Annotated in this window: 15 protein-coding genes and 1 pseudogene; 9 read left to right on the top strand and 7 right to left on the bottom strand. The window is 38.5% G+C overall.

Translation table 11 applies throughout. From position 1 onward, the window contains the following. The gene (locus tag RMB13_RS21080) at positions 1 to 810 is read right to left on the bottom strand and encodes a rhomboid family intramembrane serine protease (RefSeq protein ID WP_311086282.1); all 810 of its coding nucleotides are present in this window, start codon (positions 808 to 810) and stop codon (positions 1 to 3) included. A 76-nt stretch (positions 811 to 886) separates the two neighbouring features. Between RMB13_RS21080 and mtgA the strand changes: the two genes are divergently transcribed. Next, positions 887 to 1,564 carry a monofunctional biosynthetic peptidoglycan transglycosylase gene (mtgA, locus tag RMB13_RS21075; RefSeq protein WP_056478512.1) on the top strand — a complete coding sequence of 226 codons (678 nt, stop codon included), beginning with the start codon at positions 887 to 889 and terminating at the stop codon, positions 1,562 to 1,564. Positions 1,565 to 1,669: 105 nt separating this feature from the next. Further along, complete coding sequence (ppk1, locus tag RMB13_RS21070; RefSeq protein ID WP_005042241.1) at positions 1,670 to 3,751, top strand: polyphosphate kinase 1; 2,082 nt, start codon at positions 1,670 to 1,672, stop codon at positions 3,749 to 3,751. Positions 3,752 to 3,795: 44 nt separating this feature from the next. Here ppk1 and RMB13_RS21065 read toward each other — a convergent pair. Further along, a pseudogene (locus RMB13_RS21065) lies at positions 3,796 to 3,939 on the bottom strand (hypothetical protein). A gap of 57 nt (positions 3,940 to 3,996) precedes the next feature. Here RMB13_RS21065 and RMB13_RS21060 point away from each other — a divergent pair. Then, entirely contained in the window at positions 3,997 to 4,587 is a 591-nt protein-coding gene (locus tag RMB13_RS21060) for an SPOR domain-containing protein (protein WP_311086346.1), read from the top strand. Between the two features lie 40 nt (positions 4,588 to 4,627). Here the strand turns inward: RMB13_RS21060 and oxyR are convergent, their stop codons facing one another. The 4 genes from oxyR to rubA all read right to left on the bottom strand — a co-directional run bounded on the left by oxyR (position 4,628) and on the right by rubA (position 7,981). After that, complete coding sequence (gene oxyR, locus RMB13_RS21055; RefSeq protein WP_005042237.1) at positions 4,628 to 5,536, bottom strand: LysR family transcriptional regulator OxyR; 909 nt, start codon at positions 5,534 to 5,536, stop codon at positions 4,628 to 4,630. Between the two features lie 6 nt (positions 5,537 to 5,542). Continuing rightward, positions 5,543 to 6,487: an esterase EstB gene (estB, locus tag RMB13_RS21050; RefSeq protein WP_005042235.1), complete on the bottom strand. Its 945-nt coding sequence runs from the start codon at positions 6,485 to 6,487 to the stop codon at positions 5,543 to 5,545. 53 nt (positions 6,488 to 6,540) lie between these two features. Continuing rightward, positions 6,541 to 7,722, bottom strand: a complete 1,182-nt coding sequence (gene rubB / locus RMB13_RS21045; RefSeq protein WP_017388750.1) for a rubredoxin reductase RubB — start codon at positions 7,720 to 7,722, stop codon at positions 6,541 to 6,543. 94 nt (positions 7,723 to 7,816) lie between these two features. Beyond that, complete coding sequence (rubA, locus tag RMB13_RS21040) at positions 7,817 to 7,981, bottom strand: rubredoxin RubA (RefSeq protein ID WP_000760495.1); 165 nt, start codon at positions 7,979 to 7,981, stop codon at positions 7,817 to 7,819. A 435-nt stretch (positions 7,982 to 8,416) separates the two neighbouring features. Here rubA and RMB13_RS21035 point away from each other — a divergent pair, with 435 nt between their 5' ends. Further along, the gene (locus RMB13_RS21035; RefSeq protein WP_005042230.1) at positions 8,417 to 8,857 is read left to right on the top strand and encodes an SRPBCC domain-containing protein; all 441 of its coding nucleotides are present in this window, start codon (positions 8,417 to 8,419) and stop codon (positions 8,855 to 8,857) included. Between the two features lie 54 nt (positions 8,858 to 8,911). On the opposite strand, the gene RMB13_RS21030 is transcribed toward RMB13_RS21035, so the two are convergent. Continuing rightward, positions 8,912 to 9,400, bottom strand: coding sequence for a YqiA/YcfP family alpha/beta fold hydrolase (locus RMB13_RS21030; RefSeq protein WP_311086281.1), 489 nt, complete (start codon positions 9,398 to 9,400; stop codon positions 8,912 to 8,914). 258 nt (positions 9,401 to 9,658) lie between these two features. Between RMB13_RS21030 and lysS the strand changes: the two genes are divergently transcribed. From lysS to cysN, 5 genes are all read left to right on the top strand, one after another. After that, the gene (gene lysS / locus RMB13_RS21025) at positions 9,659 to 11,188 is read left to right on the top strand and encodes a lysine--tRNA ligase (protein WP_004641802.1); all 1,530 of its coding nucleotides are present in this window, start codon (positions 9,659 to 9,661) and stop codon (positions 11,186 to 11,188) included. 186 nt (positions 11,189 to 11,374) lie between these two features. Further along, positions 11,375 to 12,817 carry a capsule assembly Wzi family protein gene (locus RMB13_RS21020; RefSeq protein ID WP_311086280.1) on the top strand — a complete coding sequence of 481 codons (1,443 nt, stop codon included), beginning with the start codon at positions 11,375 to 11,377 and terminating at the stop codon, positions 12,815 to 12,817. A gap of 253 nt (positions 12,818 to 13,070) precedes the next feature. After that, complete coding sequence (locus tag RMB13_RS21015) at positions 13,071 to 13,202, top strand: hypothetical protein (RefSeq protein ID WP_080026499.1); 132 nt, start codon at positions 13,071 to 13,073, stop codon at positions 13,200 to 13,202. Beyond that, the gene (gene cysD, locus RMB13_RS21010) at positions 13,195 to 14,103 is read left to right on the top strand and encodes a sulfate adenylyltransferase subunit CysD (protein WP_004641806.1); all 909 of its coding nucleotides are present in this window, start codon (positions 13,195 to 13,197) and stop codon (positions 14,101 to 14,103) included. Before RMB13_RS21015 ends, cysD begins: the two co-directional genes overlap by 8 nt. 30 nt (positions 14,104 to 14,133) lie before the next feature. Beyond that, complete coding sequence (gene cysN / locus RMB13_RS21005) at positions 14,134 to 15,747, top strand: sulfate adenylyltransferase subunit CysN (protein WP_311086279.1); 1,614 nt, start codon at positions 14,134 to 14,136, stop codon at positions 15,745 to 15,747. The last annotated feature ends 42 nt before the right edge of the window (positions 15,748 to 15,789 follow it).

Raw genomic sequence — 15,789 nt, 5'->3', positions numbered from 1 at the left:
TTAAGGAATAATGTCAGGATTCTGGATGATGATTTCATGCCATAACGGAAGTAAAGGTGAGTTGAGTTGTACACAGTACATATAAAAACCACCTGTAATTACAACTGCTCCTAATAAGCCTAGAAGTTTGAGTGTATTTTTAAATTTGCTGACATAACTTAAGTACCACATCAGCGCAAGAAATGCGCCAATAATAATGCCGCCAATATGCGCGGCATTATTAATTCCCGTTGCGACAAAACCAAAAATAAGGTTGATTGCCATAATCATTAATAATGCTTTTTTATCGAGTATGTAGGCTTGATGAGGTAGCGGTGGAAATAAAGAAAGCACTGTTAACGCAGCACCTAATCCCATCACAGCACCTGAAGCACCTGCACTGACATGAGGAAGCAAGCTCTGGTCAAAATGTTGCAGCAATTCATGTCCATTTTGAATGGTCATATAACTACTTAAAAGGCTACCAAATAAGCCAGCGAGTAAGTACATCTCAATAAAATAGAAGCGACCAAATAGTGACTCAGCAACATTACCGAAAATATAGAGGGCCCACATGTTAAGCATGAGATGAACTAAACCAAAATGAAAAAACATGCTGGTAAATAAACGTTCGGGCTGCCCAGAAAAAGTAAGTGGTGTAAAATCAGCTCCCCAATGAATAGCATCTTTCATGGCTGGGTCACTAATATCGACGCCAGAGACAATTTGCCAGACAAACAAACCTACATTGATTGTGATGAGTAGGGCGGTCAGCCACCAATTTTGTACATTGAGTTTACGATTAATGTGCGGAGGCTGATATTGAGTCATGCTATGCTTTTGTTATATATGAACATGCTTTACAGCTTAACATGAAAAAAGTTGAATACAGGAGATCAGGACGAACATGAAAGCTTTTATTGTTCGCGTGTTGTTAATTTTTATTGGGGCGATTCTCCTTATTCAACTTTGGATTTTTTCGAGTTTGGTCTGGTGGCGGACACATGAAGTGGACACCACCATGTTCATGCGAATAGATTATTGGTCTGATACATCAGAGCCAATCATCCATAAGTGGCTTGATTATGATGATATTAGCGATAATTTCAAACATGCGATTTTAGCGGGTGAAGATGCAAAATTTATCCATCATCATGGTTTTGACTGGCAGGGTATTCGTTTTGCCCTTGAGCGAAATAATGAAGAGGGTGAAGTTGTTGCTGGCGGTTCTACAGTCTCTCAGCAATTGGCAAAAAATCTGTTTTTATACAATAAGCGTTCGTTTATTCGTAAAGGTCAAGAAACAGTCGCGACTTGGATGATGGAGCGCATGTGGTCAAAACGCCGAATTCTTGAGGTGTATATGAACTCGGTTGAATTCGGTAAGAATTTGTACGGTGTTGAAGCAGCCGCTCAACATTATTATGGTAAAAGTGCTAAAAGCTTAACGCGTGAACAAGCCGCATTCTTAGCTGCGTTATTGCCTGATCCGAAATATTATCAAGATCACCGCAACGATCATAAACTACAATATAGAAAACGCGTTATTTTACGTTATATGAATAGCACCCAGATTCCTGAATAATGCTGTTTTAAAGATGTGTTAATTTTTTAGTTTTTACCAAATTGTCATATTTTTGCAGCATACTGGTTTATAGAGATTTTGGCTGGATAGAGAATTGAGTTAGACATGAATACAGCGATTACACCAACAACGACCCCAATAGAATATAGTTATAATGACCGTTATATCAATCGTGAATTGTCTATTCTTGACTTCCATTTGCGTGTATTGGAACAAGCGGTAGACCCTTTACATCCATTACTTGAGCGAATGAATTTCTTACTCATTTTTTCACGTAATCTCGATGAGTTCTTTGAAATTCGTGTTGCCGGAGTGATGGAGCAATTTTCTCTAGACAATGAGAGTCGTAGCCCGGATGGTCTTACGCCAAGACAGGTCTTACAAAAAATCTCTGAAACTGCTCATGCTGCGATTGAGCGTCAATATCGTATTTTAAATGAGGAAATCTTGCCTAAGCTACGTGAAGAAGATATTTGCTTCTTACGTCGTGGTGAGTTAACTCCAGCCCAATCTGCTTGGGTAAAAAAATATTTTCAGGAACAAGTTGCACCTGTATTAACACCAATTAGCTTAGATCCAGCACATCCATTTCCTCGCCTTGTGAATAAAAGCCTGAACTTCATTATTACCCTCGAAGGTAAAGATGCTTTTGGTCGTCAAATTGATTTGGCTGTTGTGCCAGCACCACGTTCATTACCTCGCGTTGTTCGACTACCAGATGAATTAACGGGTGGTAAAGAACATCATGTAATGTTATCGGCAATTATCCATGAGCATGTGTCTGATTTATTCCCAGGAATGACAGCAACTGGATGTTACCAATTCCGCGTTACACGTAATGCAGACTTGGCATTGAATGAAGATGTTGAAGACTTAGCTAAAGCATTAAAAGGTGAATTAAGTTCTCGCCGTTTTGGTCGAGCAGTTCGCTTGGAAGTAACCCATAATTGTCCACAGCATATTTATGAGTACTTACTTGAAGAGTTCGATTTAACCGATGAGCAATTATACAAAGTTGATGGTCCGGTAAACTTAGCTCGTCTGGTTTCAAATTTTAAACGTCCGCATTTGCGTTATGACTCGCATACGCCAGTTGTGCCTAAAGTGTTTAAAAAGACCGAGAGTATTTTCTCGGCAATGCAAAAACAGGATATTTTACTGCATCATCCGTTTGAGTCTTTTGCGCCAGTTATTCAATTGCTACGCGAATCTGCACGTGATCCACAAGTATTAGCAATCAAACAGACGCTATATCGTAGTGGTGCTAATTCTGAAATTGTGCAAATTTTGGCTGAAGCCGCTCGTAATGGAAAAGAGGTTATTGCAGTCATTGAGTTACGTGCTCGCTTTGATGAAGAATCAAATATTGAAGTAGCGAACGTTTTACAAGAGGCTGGGGCAGTCGTTGTTTACGGCATAGTTGGTTATAAAACTCACGCCAAAATGATTATGGTCGTGCGCCGTGAAAATAATAAACTGGTGCGTTACGTTCATTTAGGAACAGGTAACTACCATGCGATGAATGCTCGAATTTATACAGATTATGGTCTCATGACCACAGATAAAGATCTGTGTGAAGACGTACACCGTATATTCCAAGAATTGACTGGCATGGGCAAAATGGCGAAATTGAAAAAGCTATTACATGCACCATTTACCTTACATGCTCAGCTTATTAACTTTATTGATGAAGAAATTGCCAATGCTAAAGCAGGACGTAAGGCTCAAATCATTGTTAAAGTAAATGCGTTAACCGAAGTTCAGTTAATCAATAAATTGTACGAAGCTTCTCAGGCGGGTGTTCAGATTGACCTGATTATCCGTTCGATTTGTTGTTTACGTCCGGGTTTGCCTAACTTATCAGAGAATATTCGAGTTCGTTCAATTGTAGGACGTTTCCTTGAGCATACTCGCGTTTATTACTTTAGTAATAATGGTGATGCACGTATTTACTGTTCAAGTGCAGACTGGATGGACCGTAATTTATTTAATCGTGTTGAAGCGTGTTTCCCTGTTGAAGATCCTGCGTTGAAAAAACGTATTTATCAACAAGGTTTGGTGAACTACTTACAAGATAATCAACAAGCATGGCTTTTACAAGGTGACGGTACTTGGATCCGTGCTGAGCCAGCTGAGGGTGAAAAGTTGCATAATGCTCAAAGGGCATTATTGGAAATCATTAAATAATGAACTCTCAAGATTAAATAAAAGCCGACATTTTGTCGGCTTTTTTAATTAACTGAAATTCCAAGTAATTTAGTTAGTTTTTCTAAATGGTTGCTGGATAAACGACAATAATTTGAAGCACTGCAATATGTTTTTAAAATATGTGATTTTTTACATAAAACATTGAATTTTTAAAATATACAAATCACAAAAAATCTACTTTAATACGGCGCATTAAATATACTTAACTTTGGTAAATGAATAAGATGCAATGCTTTATTAGAAGTTTACTTATTAAAATACTTTTGGGGATAATGCCAGTGACCGCCTATGCAGATCAGAAGTGTTATGGGGATATCATCGTATTTCAAAGATTTGATGATCAAGCAATATATCCTTATTTTGTAAATCCTTCTAATGATAAAGCGAAAAAAAGTGGGGAAAAAAATAAAACAATAGTCATCCAAAAAAGAAAACCAAAACAAGATGAGTTATTAGCCCAAAAGAAAATTGAAGACGTCCACACAAAAAAAGTAGAAGAAAAGAAAAATTTTGACAGTAAAAAGCAACTTGATGCAGCGATCGCTAAAGAAATTTTGGAAAATGGTGAAAAGAAATGGATGGTACAAGTTGCATTGGCGGCTAATCAAAATAAGGCAAGTACAGTTCAGTCGCAGTTAGAAGCGAAGGGCTATAAGGTTGTAACCAGCGCAACCACTAAAGGAATACGAGTTATGGTAGACCCTGCAAATGACTATGCTATAGCACAAATTATTAGAGAAAAAATTATCGCTGATAATAGTTTGAATATGCCATCTGCTTGGGTGTTTAAGTGGGCATCTTTAACACCACAGTAAAATAAAAAGGAGTCCGAAGACTCCTTTTTTTATACATGTTTTATGCGTGCAAGTTGGTTGTAATTTTCTGCATAATTTGCAGTAATACATCGAACTCACTTTGTAATGGTGTACTTTTACGAGTTACTAGCGCTAAAGTGCGGCTCGGTGCATCTTCAATTGGTTTTGCAGTAATCTGATCATTAAACTTGATCATACTATTTTCAATTGCAATTTCTGGTAAAAGCGTAAAGCCTAAATCAGAAGAAACCATTTCAACTAACGTTGGTAAAGAGCTTGCTTTTAAACGGTTGTCGTTTTTACGCTCACCGATAGGGCACGCACTCAAAACGTGGTCACGTAAACAGTGACCTTCCTCAAGCAAAATTAATCTTGATAAATCAAGATCATCTAGAGAGTTTGCTTGAAGAGCATTCGTATCTTGTTTACTACATACAAGGTACAAATTTTCTTTCGAAATTTCAGCGACTTTTAGACCTCTGGTGTCAAACGGTAGAGCAAGAACGATCATGTCTAGATTACCGTGTTCTAGGCGCTCTACAATTTTTTCACTTTGTGCTTCATGCAAATGTAGCTGAATTTTAGGTAGCTGCTGATGCACTTCATTAAGTAAGCGTGTCAGGATAAAAGGTGCAATGGTTGGAATAACACCCAAATGCAAATCACCCGTTAACGGCTCACTCATTTCACGGCTCAAACGCATTAAATCTTGAGCATCTGCTAGTAGTACACGGGCACGAGCAACGACTTGTTCACCTAAAGGTGTTAAACGCACATTCTGACGATCACGTTCTACCAGAACGCCACCTAATAACCGTTCAAGCTCCATGATGCCGCCTGATAACGTCGATTGAGTGACAAAAGAGCGGCGTGCTGCTTCAGTAAAATGCAAAGTTTCCGACAACGTAACTAAATATGATAGCTGTCTTAGTGAGGGTAATGCAGCCATAGTGTCCTAGTCTGATGATTTAAAATGATGCGCAAATAAACCGCTAAGCTGTGGAATAAAATGTGCAGGGATATCATGCCCCATTCCATCAATTAATTCAAACTTAGCACCGGAAATTGCTTTTGCTACAGCCTTACCGTGGCTAGGGGGAAGTAAGCGATCGCGAGAGCCATGTAAGACTAAAGCGGGTTGCTTAATTTCACGGTCCAGTTGTAGTAAGGAGCCTGTACATAATATTGCTAAAAACTGCTGAAGTACACCAGCAGGATAGTAGCTACGTTGATAAAGCTTACGCGCAGTTTGTATTGCTTCAATCTGGTTGATATAACCAGGTGAACCAATCAGTTGAAATAGTTTTAAACTATGATTAACAATCCCTTCTTCGTCACGTGACTCAGGTTTACCGATTAAACTCAAAAGTTGTTTCGGAAAAGGTGGTGGTAAAAAAGGCTGGTTATTACTTGTAAACATAAGCCCTAATTTTTCAACCTTTTCTGGATATTTTGCTGCAAGAATTTGAGCAATCATCCCACCCATTGATGCACCAATGACATGCGCTTTGTTCACGCCTAAACGATCAATTAGCATAGATACATCGTCTGCCATATCATGCAGAGTATAAGGTGCACCTTGATTAGTTAGCCCCAGTGCAAAGCGACCCATCAATTTGACGGTATTTAAACGTTTACCTTCATGACGTACTTTTGAAGAAAGGCCAATATCACGGTTATCAAAACGAATAACACGAAATCCTTGATCAATCAGCGATTTACAGAAGAAATCTGGCCAAAAAAGCATTTGAGCACCAAGGCCCATAATCAGCAAAATGGTTGGATGTTCTGGTTTTCCACCTACTTCTACATGTAGTTCAATTCCATTGCCTAAGTTGACTTTGGTTTCTTGCATGAAAGATGTGTACGGTGAAATGTTAAACTGTAAGGCGCTATTCATGTTATTCATTCCTTAAAGGAATACTCTGTAAGTGAGTATTCCTGATACAAACCTTATGCTTGGGCTGGAATAAGATCTGGAACAAGCTTTGTCAAAGTTAAGCGTTGTTTACCTGCGGTTGCACCTAGCAATACAAAACCACGCAATGTTCCTTCATTGTCAATTGCTTTGGCAAGCATACCATCGTCGAACTCTTCTGTTTCCCAGTTCACTTCCGCATCAACTGGAGCAGGCAATACTGTAAGCGGAGCCGCTGGCGTTTTTACTGCAACTGGCATAGCTGGGTAGTGCACAGCAGTTTGTTGTCCACTGAGTGTTTTTGCGAGCGCACGAGCCTGTTGCATAATAGGCATTACATATGGAAGTAAAGTACCATTTACCTCTGCACAATCCCCAATTGCATAGATGTCTGCTTGATTTGTTTCCAGTAAACCATTGGTAATAATTCCACGGCTTGTTTGAATATCTGCACTTTGAGCAAGTGAAATATTTGGCTGTAAACCAATCGCAGAAAGAACAAGGTCCGCAACCAATGTTTGTCCGTTTGCGAGTGTTATCGCATAATCTTCGCCATTATTAATTTTGCTAACTTTTTCAACAGTGGTTCCGAGTGCAAATTTTACTCCAGCTTCCTCAAGATTTTGCTGGAAAGCAGAAGCAATATGTGATGGAAGTAAACGACCTAATGGTTGCGGTGCTAAATCAATGACAGTGATGTCATATTCACTATGAAGTAAGTCATTGGCAAATTCACAACCAATTAAACCTGCACCCAAAATAACAACACGTTTGTCTTTACGCTGAGCTAGATTTTCACGAAAAGCGCGGTAATCAATAAGTGAGTTCACAACATGAATGTCATCGCTACCATCACCTGCAATTGCAAGGCGAATTGGGTTAGCACCCACGGCTAAAATCAATTTTGAATAGGATTGTTGTGAAGTTACACCGTCTTTTTCAAGAACAAGCTCATGGCGTTCAGCTAAAATTTCTTTCACAAAGGTAAAAGGCTCAATACGCATATTGAGTTGAGTACCCATTTTTGTCGCATCGCCTAAAGGAATTTGTTCAGGTGCTTTTTTACCTGCAAATGCATTTGATAATGTTGGCTTTGCATAGTTCACTGCATCATCCGCACAAATCATCACAAGTTCTTGCTCTGGGCTAAGCTTACGGAACTCGCGTGCTAAGGTATAACCCGCCATGCCTGATCCGATAATGACGATAGGATGCATTTTTTTCTCCAGAGTTAGAATTATTTATTTAATACGGTGATTGGTAATATTCGTAAAAAAGACCATGTCGATCATGGCCTTTTACTTTACGTTCTTAGATTTCGATCATTTCGAAGTCAGCTTTTGAAACGCCGCAATCAGGGCAAGTCCAGTCATCTGGAATATCTTCCCATTTTGTTCCAGCTGCAATGCCGTCTTGTGGCCAACCTTCCGCTTCGTCATAAATCCATCCACAAACGATACATTGATATTTTTTCATGAGACTCTCCGCACTGATAAGTTTGCTCAAAGCTGCCTTTCAGTAAAACTATTCCATCTATTAATAATGTAACTACGATCCGGTCAATAATAACCAATGTGCCTTTGATCGGATATCAAATTTTTACGCAGTTCTACATTCAAAGTAAAGTAAATAACGGAGTTTAATCATTCGTAAGCAAAGATGAATGGCAGGTTAGGACAAATAAGTGGTTATTTAGGCAAAACTTCGCCATAAACTAATAATAACTAATGCATTCTTAAAATTAATTTTATTGATGAAAATATCTTGAAATAAAGAGCACTTCATAATTTAAAAGATTCATCTCATACGAAAGCTAAATAACAACAAACTATGATGCGACAGAATGTCATTATTAAAACCCCAAATTAAAATTTGCTGTCTTCAAGGCGGTATAAATCAGGGAAGTGAAATATGGAAAATCTAGTATATGAAGTGGAAATTGAGGCGCCTATAGAAAAAGTATGGGACATACTTTGGAATAGCGAGACATATAACGCTTGGACGAAATTTTTTGCACCGGATTCCTCCATGCGTACAGACTGGCAAATAGGCGGTAAAACTTATTTTCTTGATGGTGAAGGAAATGGCATGGTTTCTACGATTGAACAAATGCAAAAACCAGAAATATTAATTTTTAAACATTTAGGAATGATTAAGGAGGGTAAGGAAGATTTAGAAAGTGAAGAGGTTAAAGGGTGGAGTGGTTCCTTAGAAAAATATTTTCTAACCCAAAAAGATAATATAACCACTCTAAAAGTTGAATTGGCCACCTTACCTGAATATATGGGCATGTTGAAAAGTGGCTTTATTCAAGGTTTTGAGGTGGTTAAAAAAATGGCAGAAGCAAAATAGAGCTTCATTTATTTATGCATAAAACCATTTTTTCAAAAATCAAACTATATAAATCTAAGCCAAATATTTTTTATAAATTTTCATAATGAGATCATTAAGTCGTGAAGGATAGGCCAAGCGATGATGTCCACCTTCAAAAGTTTCGATGTTCATGTAGGGGGCAAGTTTTTCTTGAACGTGATACATATCAAGTTGCTCATCCCCTAACTCTAAATAGGCCATTTTAGGGTTAGAGAGAGTGAGTTCGTCTTCAGAAAGTTGAGGATAGTCAGTCCGAAAGTTAGGTGTAAGACTTGGATTCGCCACAATAACAGCTAATTTATGTTGAGCAGCAGTTTTTAGCGCCCAATAGCCTCCAATGCTATGGCCCACCAATAAATCTGATTTGATCGTCTGAATAACCTGATGGTAAAAGTACTCAACAGATGCATAACTTAAGTTACGATAATCGACGTCAATACAAAATTTTTCAGGATGTAAAATGGCATGGAACTTTGTCGATTCACGAGAAGAATCCAAGCCATGTAAAAATAGAATTTTCATTATTTGCTACACAATCTCATTGATAAAATAAAAGGCAAATAGGGCCTTTTGAATATCGAGGTTATTTGGATTTTTTTATATTTTACTAAATGCTTTAAAAAATGATCTTAGCGATTGGTCTAAGTCATTTTGCCTTTAAAAAGTAGTGTTCGGTTCTATAAAATTGTCTTTTTTCATTTTTGTTTGATTGAAATCATTCGAAAAACTCCCGCAATCTGTTAAGATATAGCCCTTAATTTTTACTTAATCGAGGCAGAGATGACGCAACAAAACGCTCAATCGACTTCTGAACCAACTATTTCCGAAAACGATTTAATTGCACAGCGTCATGCCAAATTAAAGCAAATCCAAGATGTTGCGAAGGAAACTGGAAAGAGTCCTTGGCCGAATACTTTTAAGCGTGAACATTACGCTGCTGATCTACAAGAACAATTTAAAGATCAGTCGAAAGAACAAATTGAAAGCGCTGAGCATGTCTATGTAAAAATTGCTGGTCGTGTCATGTTAAACCGTGGTTCTTTCATGGTTATTCAAGATATGACAGGCCGTATTCAGTTATATGTTGACCGTAAAGGTTTACCAAAAGATATCCTCGAGACCATTAAAGGTTTAGATCTTGGTGACATTATTGCTGCTGAAGGTTATATCGGACGCTCAGGAAAAGGTGACTTATATGTTCACCTTGAAGGTTTTGAGCTTTTAACGAAATCGCTTCGCCCGTTACCAGATAAATTTCACGGTTTAAATGACACAGAAGTTAAGTATCGTAAACGTTACCTTGACTTAATTGTGAATGAAGAAACACGTAAAACTTTTGAAATCCGCGCTAAAGTTGTTGCTGGAATTCGAGCATTTTTAAACAATGAACGTTTCATGGAAGTTGAAACGCCAATGATGCATGTGATTCCGGGTGGTGCATCTGCACGTCCATTCGAAACACATCATAATGCTTTGGATATGCCTTTATTCTTGCGTATTGCACCTGAGCTTTACTTAAAACGTTTGGTTGTTGGTGGTTTTGAGCGTGTGTTTGAAATTAACCGTAACTTCCGTAACGAAGGTGTTTCAACACGTCATAACCCTGAATTTACGATGATCGAGTTTTATCAAGCTTACGCTGACTATAAAGACTTGATGGCATTAACTGAAAATATGATTGAAAAATTGGCCTTGGATATTTTAGGTACCACTGATGTGCCTTACCAAGGTGAAGTGTTTAGCTTCAAAGGGCCATACAAGAAAATCTCTATGTTTGATGCGATTTTAGAGAATAACCCACAGTTTACACCTGAAAATGTTGGTGACCGTGAGTTTCTTGCTCAATTTATTCGTGAAGAATTAAAAGAACAAGTTAAGCCAGGTTTTGGTTTAGGTAAGCTTCAAACTATCGTATTTGAAGAAACAGTTGAAACTAAACTACGTCAGCCAACATTTATTACTGAATACCCAGCTGAAACATCTCCACTTGCTCGCCGTAATGATGACAATCCACATGTTACTGATCGTTTTGAGTTTTTCATCGGTGGTCGTGAATTGGCAAATGGTTTCAGCGAGTTAAACGATCCAATTGATCAGGCTGAACGTTTCCAAGCCCAAGTTGCAGAGAAAGATGCTGGTGATGATGAAGCTATGCATTACGATGCAGAGTTCGTTGAAGCGCTTGAGTATGGTTTACCACCTACAGCGGGTGAGGGTATCGGTATTGACCGTTTGGTCATGTTATTTGCCGATGCGCCGAGTATTCGTGATGTAATTTTATTCCCACACATGCGCCGTAAAGAAGGTTAATCTTCTAAAGGCAAAAAAAGGCAGTATTTATACTGCCTTTTTTATTACTTTTATATCTCAAAAACTTACCTATCTACACTAATCTTAAGATAGCGTTAAAAAATGTAATTGCACAGTTTAACAATTGCAAAGTTGTGATAAAAAATTTAAGGTGTTGCTCATAAATAACTTTGAGAATTGGCTGGCATGTTTCTAAGAAAAACACTTTCGATTGCAATATTGGCAACTGCTTCATCCGCTATTTTTGCACAAGGTTTAGTGCTAAATAATGAGGACTTACGCACAGACTTAAATTGGTTGAATCAACAAGGTGTTATCAAGATTAGCACTTCAACTTGGCCATTAAGTGGTGATGAAATCCAGAGAGCACTCTCTCAAGCACAAGTGACGCATCCAGCTCAACAAAAAGTTATTAATTCAGTTCTTGATGCATTAAAAGCAGATAACAATACGGTTAAAGTGGGTGTTTTTGCTGAAACCGATAGCAAAAATATTCCACAAGCATTTGGTGATAGCCAAAAAGCTCAATATCAAGGTTCTTTAGAGTTTAATGCAGGTGGTGAAAACTGGGATGCAAAAATCCGAGTAAATGCAGAAAAAGACCCACAAATTGATAATGGGCAAGATGTGAATGTTGAAGGCTCATATGTCGCTGGTAAACTTTGGAATCAGTGGGTAGTTGCGGGTCAAATTCCAACATGGTGGGGTCCTGGCCATGATGGTAGCTTAATTCGTGGTGATGCTAGCCGTCCAGTTTATGGTGTAACCGCACAACGTGCAGTACAAAATGCTTTTGAGAGTAAATGGTTATCTTGGATTGGACCGTGGCAATATCAAGCTTTTGCTGGTCAATTAGATGACTATAAAGCAGTTCCAGATGCTAAATTATTGGGTCTACGTATAACTGCACAGCCATTACCATATTTAGAATTAGGAGCTTCACGTACGATTCAGTGGGGTGGAGACGGTCGCTCAGAAAGCTTTAGCTCTTTATGGGATGCAATTAAGGGTAATGATAATGTCTATGGAAATACTGAAAATCCATCGAATCAGTTAGCTGGCTTCGATGGTCGTTTATCATTGCAACCTTTGTTGAATATCCCAGCGAGTATTTATGGTCAATATGTGGGAGAGGACGAAGCTGGTTATTTACCATCGAAGAAAATGTATTTAGCTGGTGTTGACTACTCTTCTAATTATAACAATATGCCATATCAATTATATGCTGAATGGGCCGATACACGTACTAATGGTGATGTAAAGAGTATTTCTTATACACATTCGGTTTATAAAGATGGTTATTATCAACATGGTTTCCCATTAGGTCACGCGATGGGTGGTGATGGGCAAATGTATTCAGTGGGTGGTGATATCCGCTTTGATGTCATGAACCGTTTAAGCGGTCGTGCTATGGTGGTTAAAGTGAACCAATCTAACTTGGCCATCAATAAAGCATTCCCTAAAGATGATGAAATTAAAGCGCTTGATTTAACTTGGACGCATTACATTAAACCTGATCTTCCATTAAAAATTAATGGCTGGGTAAGTGATTCTGATCTAGAAGGTAATGACGCTGGCGCATCTATTGGTATTGAAATTCCATTAGAACGTAAAATGTTCGGTTTCTAAGATTAGATCATGTTTTAGAAAAGAGAAGCTATCAAAGCTTCTCTTTTTTATGGTTTTTAGAGAAATCTAAAGAGTAGATCATGATTTGCTTAAGTTGTCTGCACAAGCTACGATTGCAAAGTTGTGCAAGTGAATCAGCATATTATATGTATATGATGAAATCGAATATCAATATGAAAAAACAAGCAAAAGGAATTGGTTTTAAATCACTATAATGCATAACTAATGCTATAAGCCATATAAAGGCTTGTGGTTGGATTATTTATCACGAAAAATTGGAGTTGTTATGGCACTCGTTCCTCCACATGGTCTTCTACGTGGTGGTTTAATACCACTTCTAGATTTTATGGGCAAAATGGATAGAGAAGGACGTGTTCATGACTGAATCAAGACTCACACATCTCAAGCAACTTGAAGCTGAAAGCATTCATATTATCCGTGAAGTTGCTGCTGAATTTGAAAATCCGGTAATGCTTTACTCAATTGGTAAAGACTCTGCGGTAATGCTTCATCTTGCGTTAAAAGCATTTTACCCAGCTAAACTTCCATTCCCATTATTACATGTAGATACTGGGTGGAAATTTAAAGAGATGATTTCATTTCGCGATAACATGGCAAAAACGCATGGCTTTGATTTAATCGTTCATCAGAACAAAGAAGGTCGCGAAGCTGGTATTAATCCATTCGATCATGGTAGCTCAAAATATACAGATATTATGAAAACCCAAGCTTTGAAACAGGCTTTGGATAAATATCAATTTGATGCTGCTTTTGGTGGAGCACGCCGTGATGAAGAAAAATCACGTGCGAAAGAGCGTGTTTATTCATTCCGTGATAGCAAGCATCGTTGGGATCCGAAAAACCAGCGTCCTGAACTTTGGAATCTTTACAATGGTAAAGTGAACAAAGGTGAAAGTATTCGTGTATTCCCTTTATCTAACTGGACTGAGTTGGATATCTGGCAATATATCTATTTAGAAAATATTCAAATCGTTCCTCTTTATTTCTCTGCTGTTCGTCCGGTAGTAGAGCGTAGCGGTACGTTAATCATGGTTGATGATGAACGTATGCGTTTAAAAGAAGGTGAAGTTCCACAGATGAAGTCTGTACGTTTCCGTACGCTTGGCTGTTATCCATTAACTGGTGCAGTTGAGTCTGAAGCAGATACGTTACCTGAAATTATCCAAGAGATGCTTTTAGCCACTAGTTCTGAGCGTCAAGGTCGTATGATTGACCATGATGAAGCGGGCTCAATGGAAAAGAAAAAGCAAGAAGGCTATTTCTAAGACAATTTCTAAATTTGTGGAGTTTGAGCAATGTCTCATCAATCAGAATTAATCAGTCAAGATATCTTGGCCTATTTGAAGCAACATGAACAAAAAGACCTTCTGCGCTTTTTGACTTGCGGTAATGTGGATGATGGTAAAAGTACTTTAATTGGACGTTTACTCTACGACTCAAAATTGATTTATGAAGATCAATTGCAAGCCGTAACGCGTGACAGTAAAAAAGTTGGAACCACGGGCGATGCACCAGATTTGGCATTACTTGTAGATGGCTTACAAGCTGAGCGTGAGCAAGGTATTACCATTGATGTGGCTTACCGCTATTTTTCAACGGAAAAGCGTAAGTTTATTATTGCTGACACACCTGGGCATGAACAATATACCCGTAACATGGCAACAGGCGCATCAACCGCTGATCTTGCAATTATCTTGATTGATGCGCGTTATGGTGTGCAAACTCAAACTCGTCGTCATACGTTTATTGCTAGTTTACTTGGTATTAAAAATATCGTTGTTGCTATCAATAAAATGGACTTGGTTGAGTACTCTGAAGAGCGTTTTAATGAAATTCAGATTGAATATGATGCTTTCGTAAGCCAATTGGGTGATCGTCGTCCAGCCAATATTCAGTTTGTACCGATTTCTGCTTTAAATGGCGATAACGTGGTAAATGCTTCTGAGCATACAGCTTGGTACAAGGGTCAAACCTTGATGAGCATTCTTGAGTCAGTTGAAATTAGTCGCGAATCAAACAAACACGAATTCCGTTTCCCTGTTCAATATGTGAACCGTCCAAACCTAGATTTCCGTGGTTTTGCTGGTACTGTTGCTTTAGGTGAAATCAATGTTGGTGATGAGATTGTTGCATTACCATCAGGTAAGCGTTCAACAGTTAAAGAAATCGTTACTTTTGATGGAAACCTTGAGCAGGCTGTAGCAGGTCAAGCTGTAACATTAACGTTGAATGATGAAATTGATATTAGCCGTGGTAACGTTTTGGTACGTGCTGGCGAGCAACCATTAATTTCACGTAGTGTTCGTGCTTCAGTGGTGTGGATGAATGAACATCCACTAGTGAAAGGCAAGTTGTACAACGTTAAGATTGGTACGCAGACTGTTCCTGCGAAAGTGACTAATATTCACTATCGTGTGAATGTGAATACGCTTGAGCATACTCAGGTGGAAGAGCTTGAATTAAATGCAATTGCAGACGTTGTTGTTGAGTTTGATGCGCCAGTCGTATTTGATCAGTATCAAGATTCACGATACACAGGTTCATTTATTTTCATTGATCGTTTAAGCAATGTAACGGTTGGTGCGGGTATGGTTGAGTCTGCGGTAGAGTGGACTGCGCATAGTAATCCTGTTACTGCTGAAGACCGTGCTGCACGTTTGGGCCAAAAGCCAGCAGCAGTTCAAGTTTCTGCAAAAGTACTCGAGCAAGCTCAAGTCATCGAAAGTTCGTTAATTCAGCAAGGCGTAGTTGCTATTGCTAAAGCTGATTTAACGGAAGAACTAGTTGCTTTGCTCCGTCAAACTGGCGTAACTGTTTTGACTACTGTAGCTGAAGGTACTGATACTAGCATTACTACTGAAAATGTAGATGAGTTGGTTGAACAAATTATTGCGTTAGTCCGTCTTTAATAGGCTGAATTGATTTTGAAAAAACCCGCGTAAGCGGGTTTT

Source organism: Acinetobacter sp. V102_4 (assembly GCF_031799005.1).
Classification (GTDB): Bacteria; Pseudomonadota; Gammaproteobacteria; order Pseudomonadales; family Moraxellaceae; genus Acinetobacter; species Acinetobacter calcoaceticus.
This window is presented reverse-complemented; position numbering and strand designations above follow the sequence as displayed.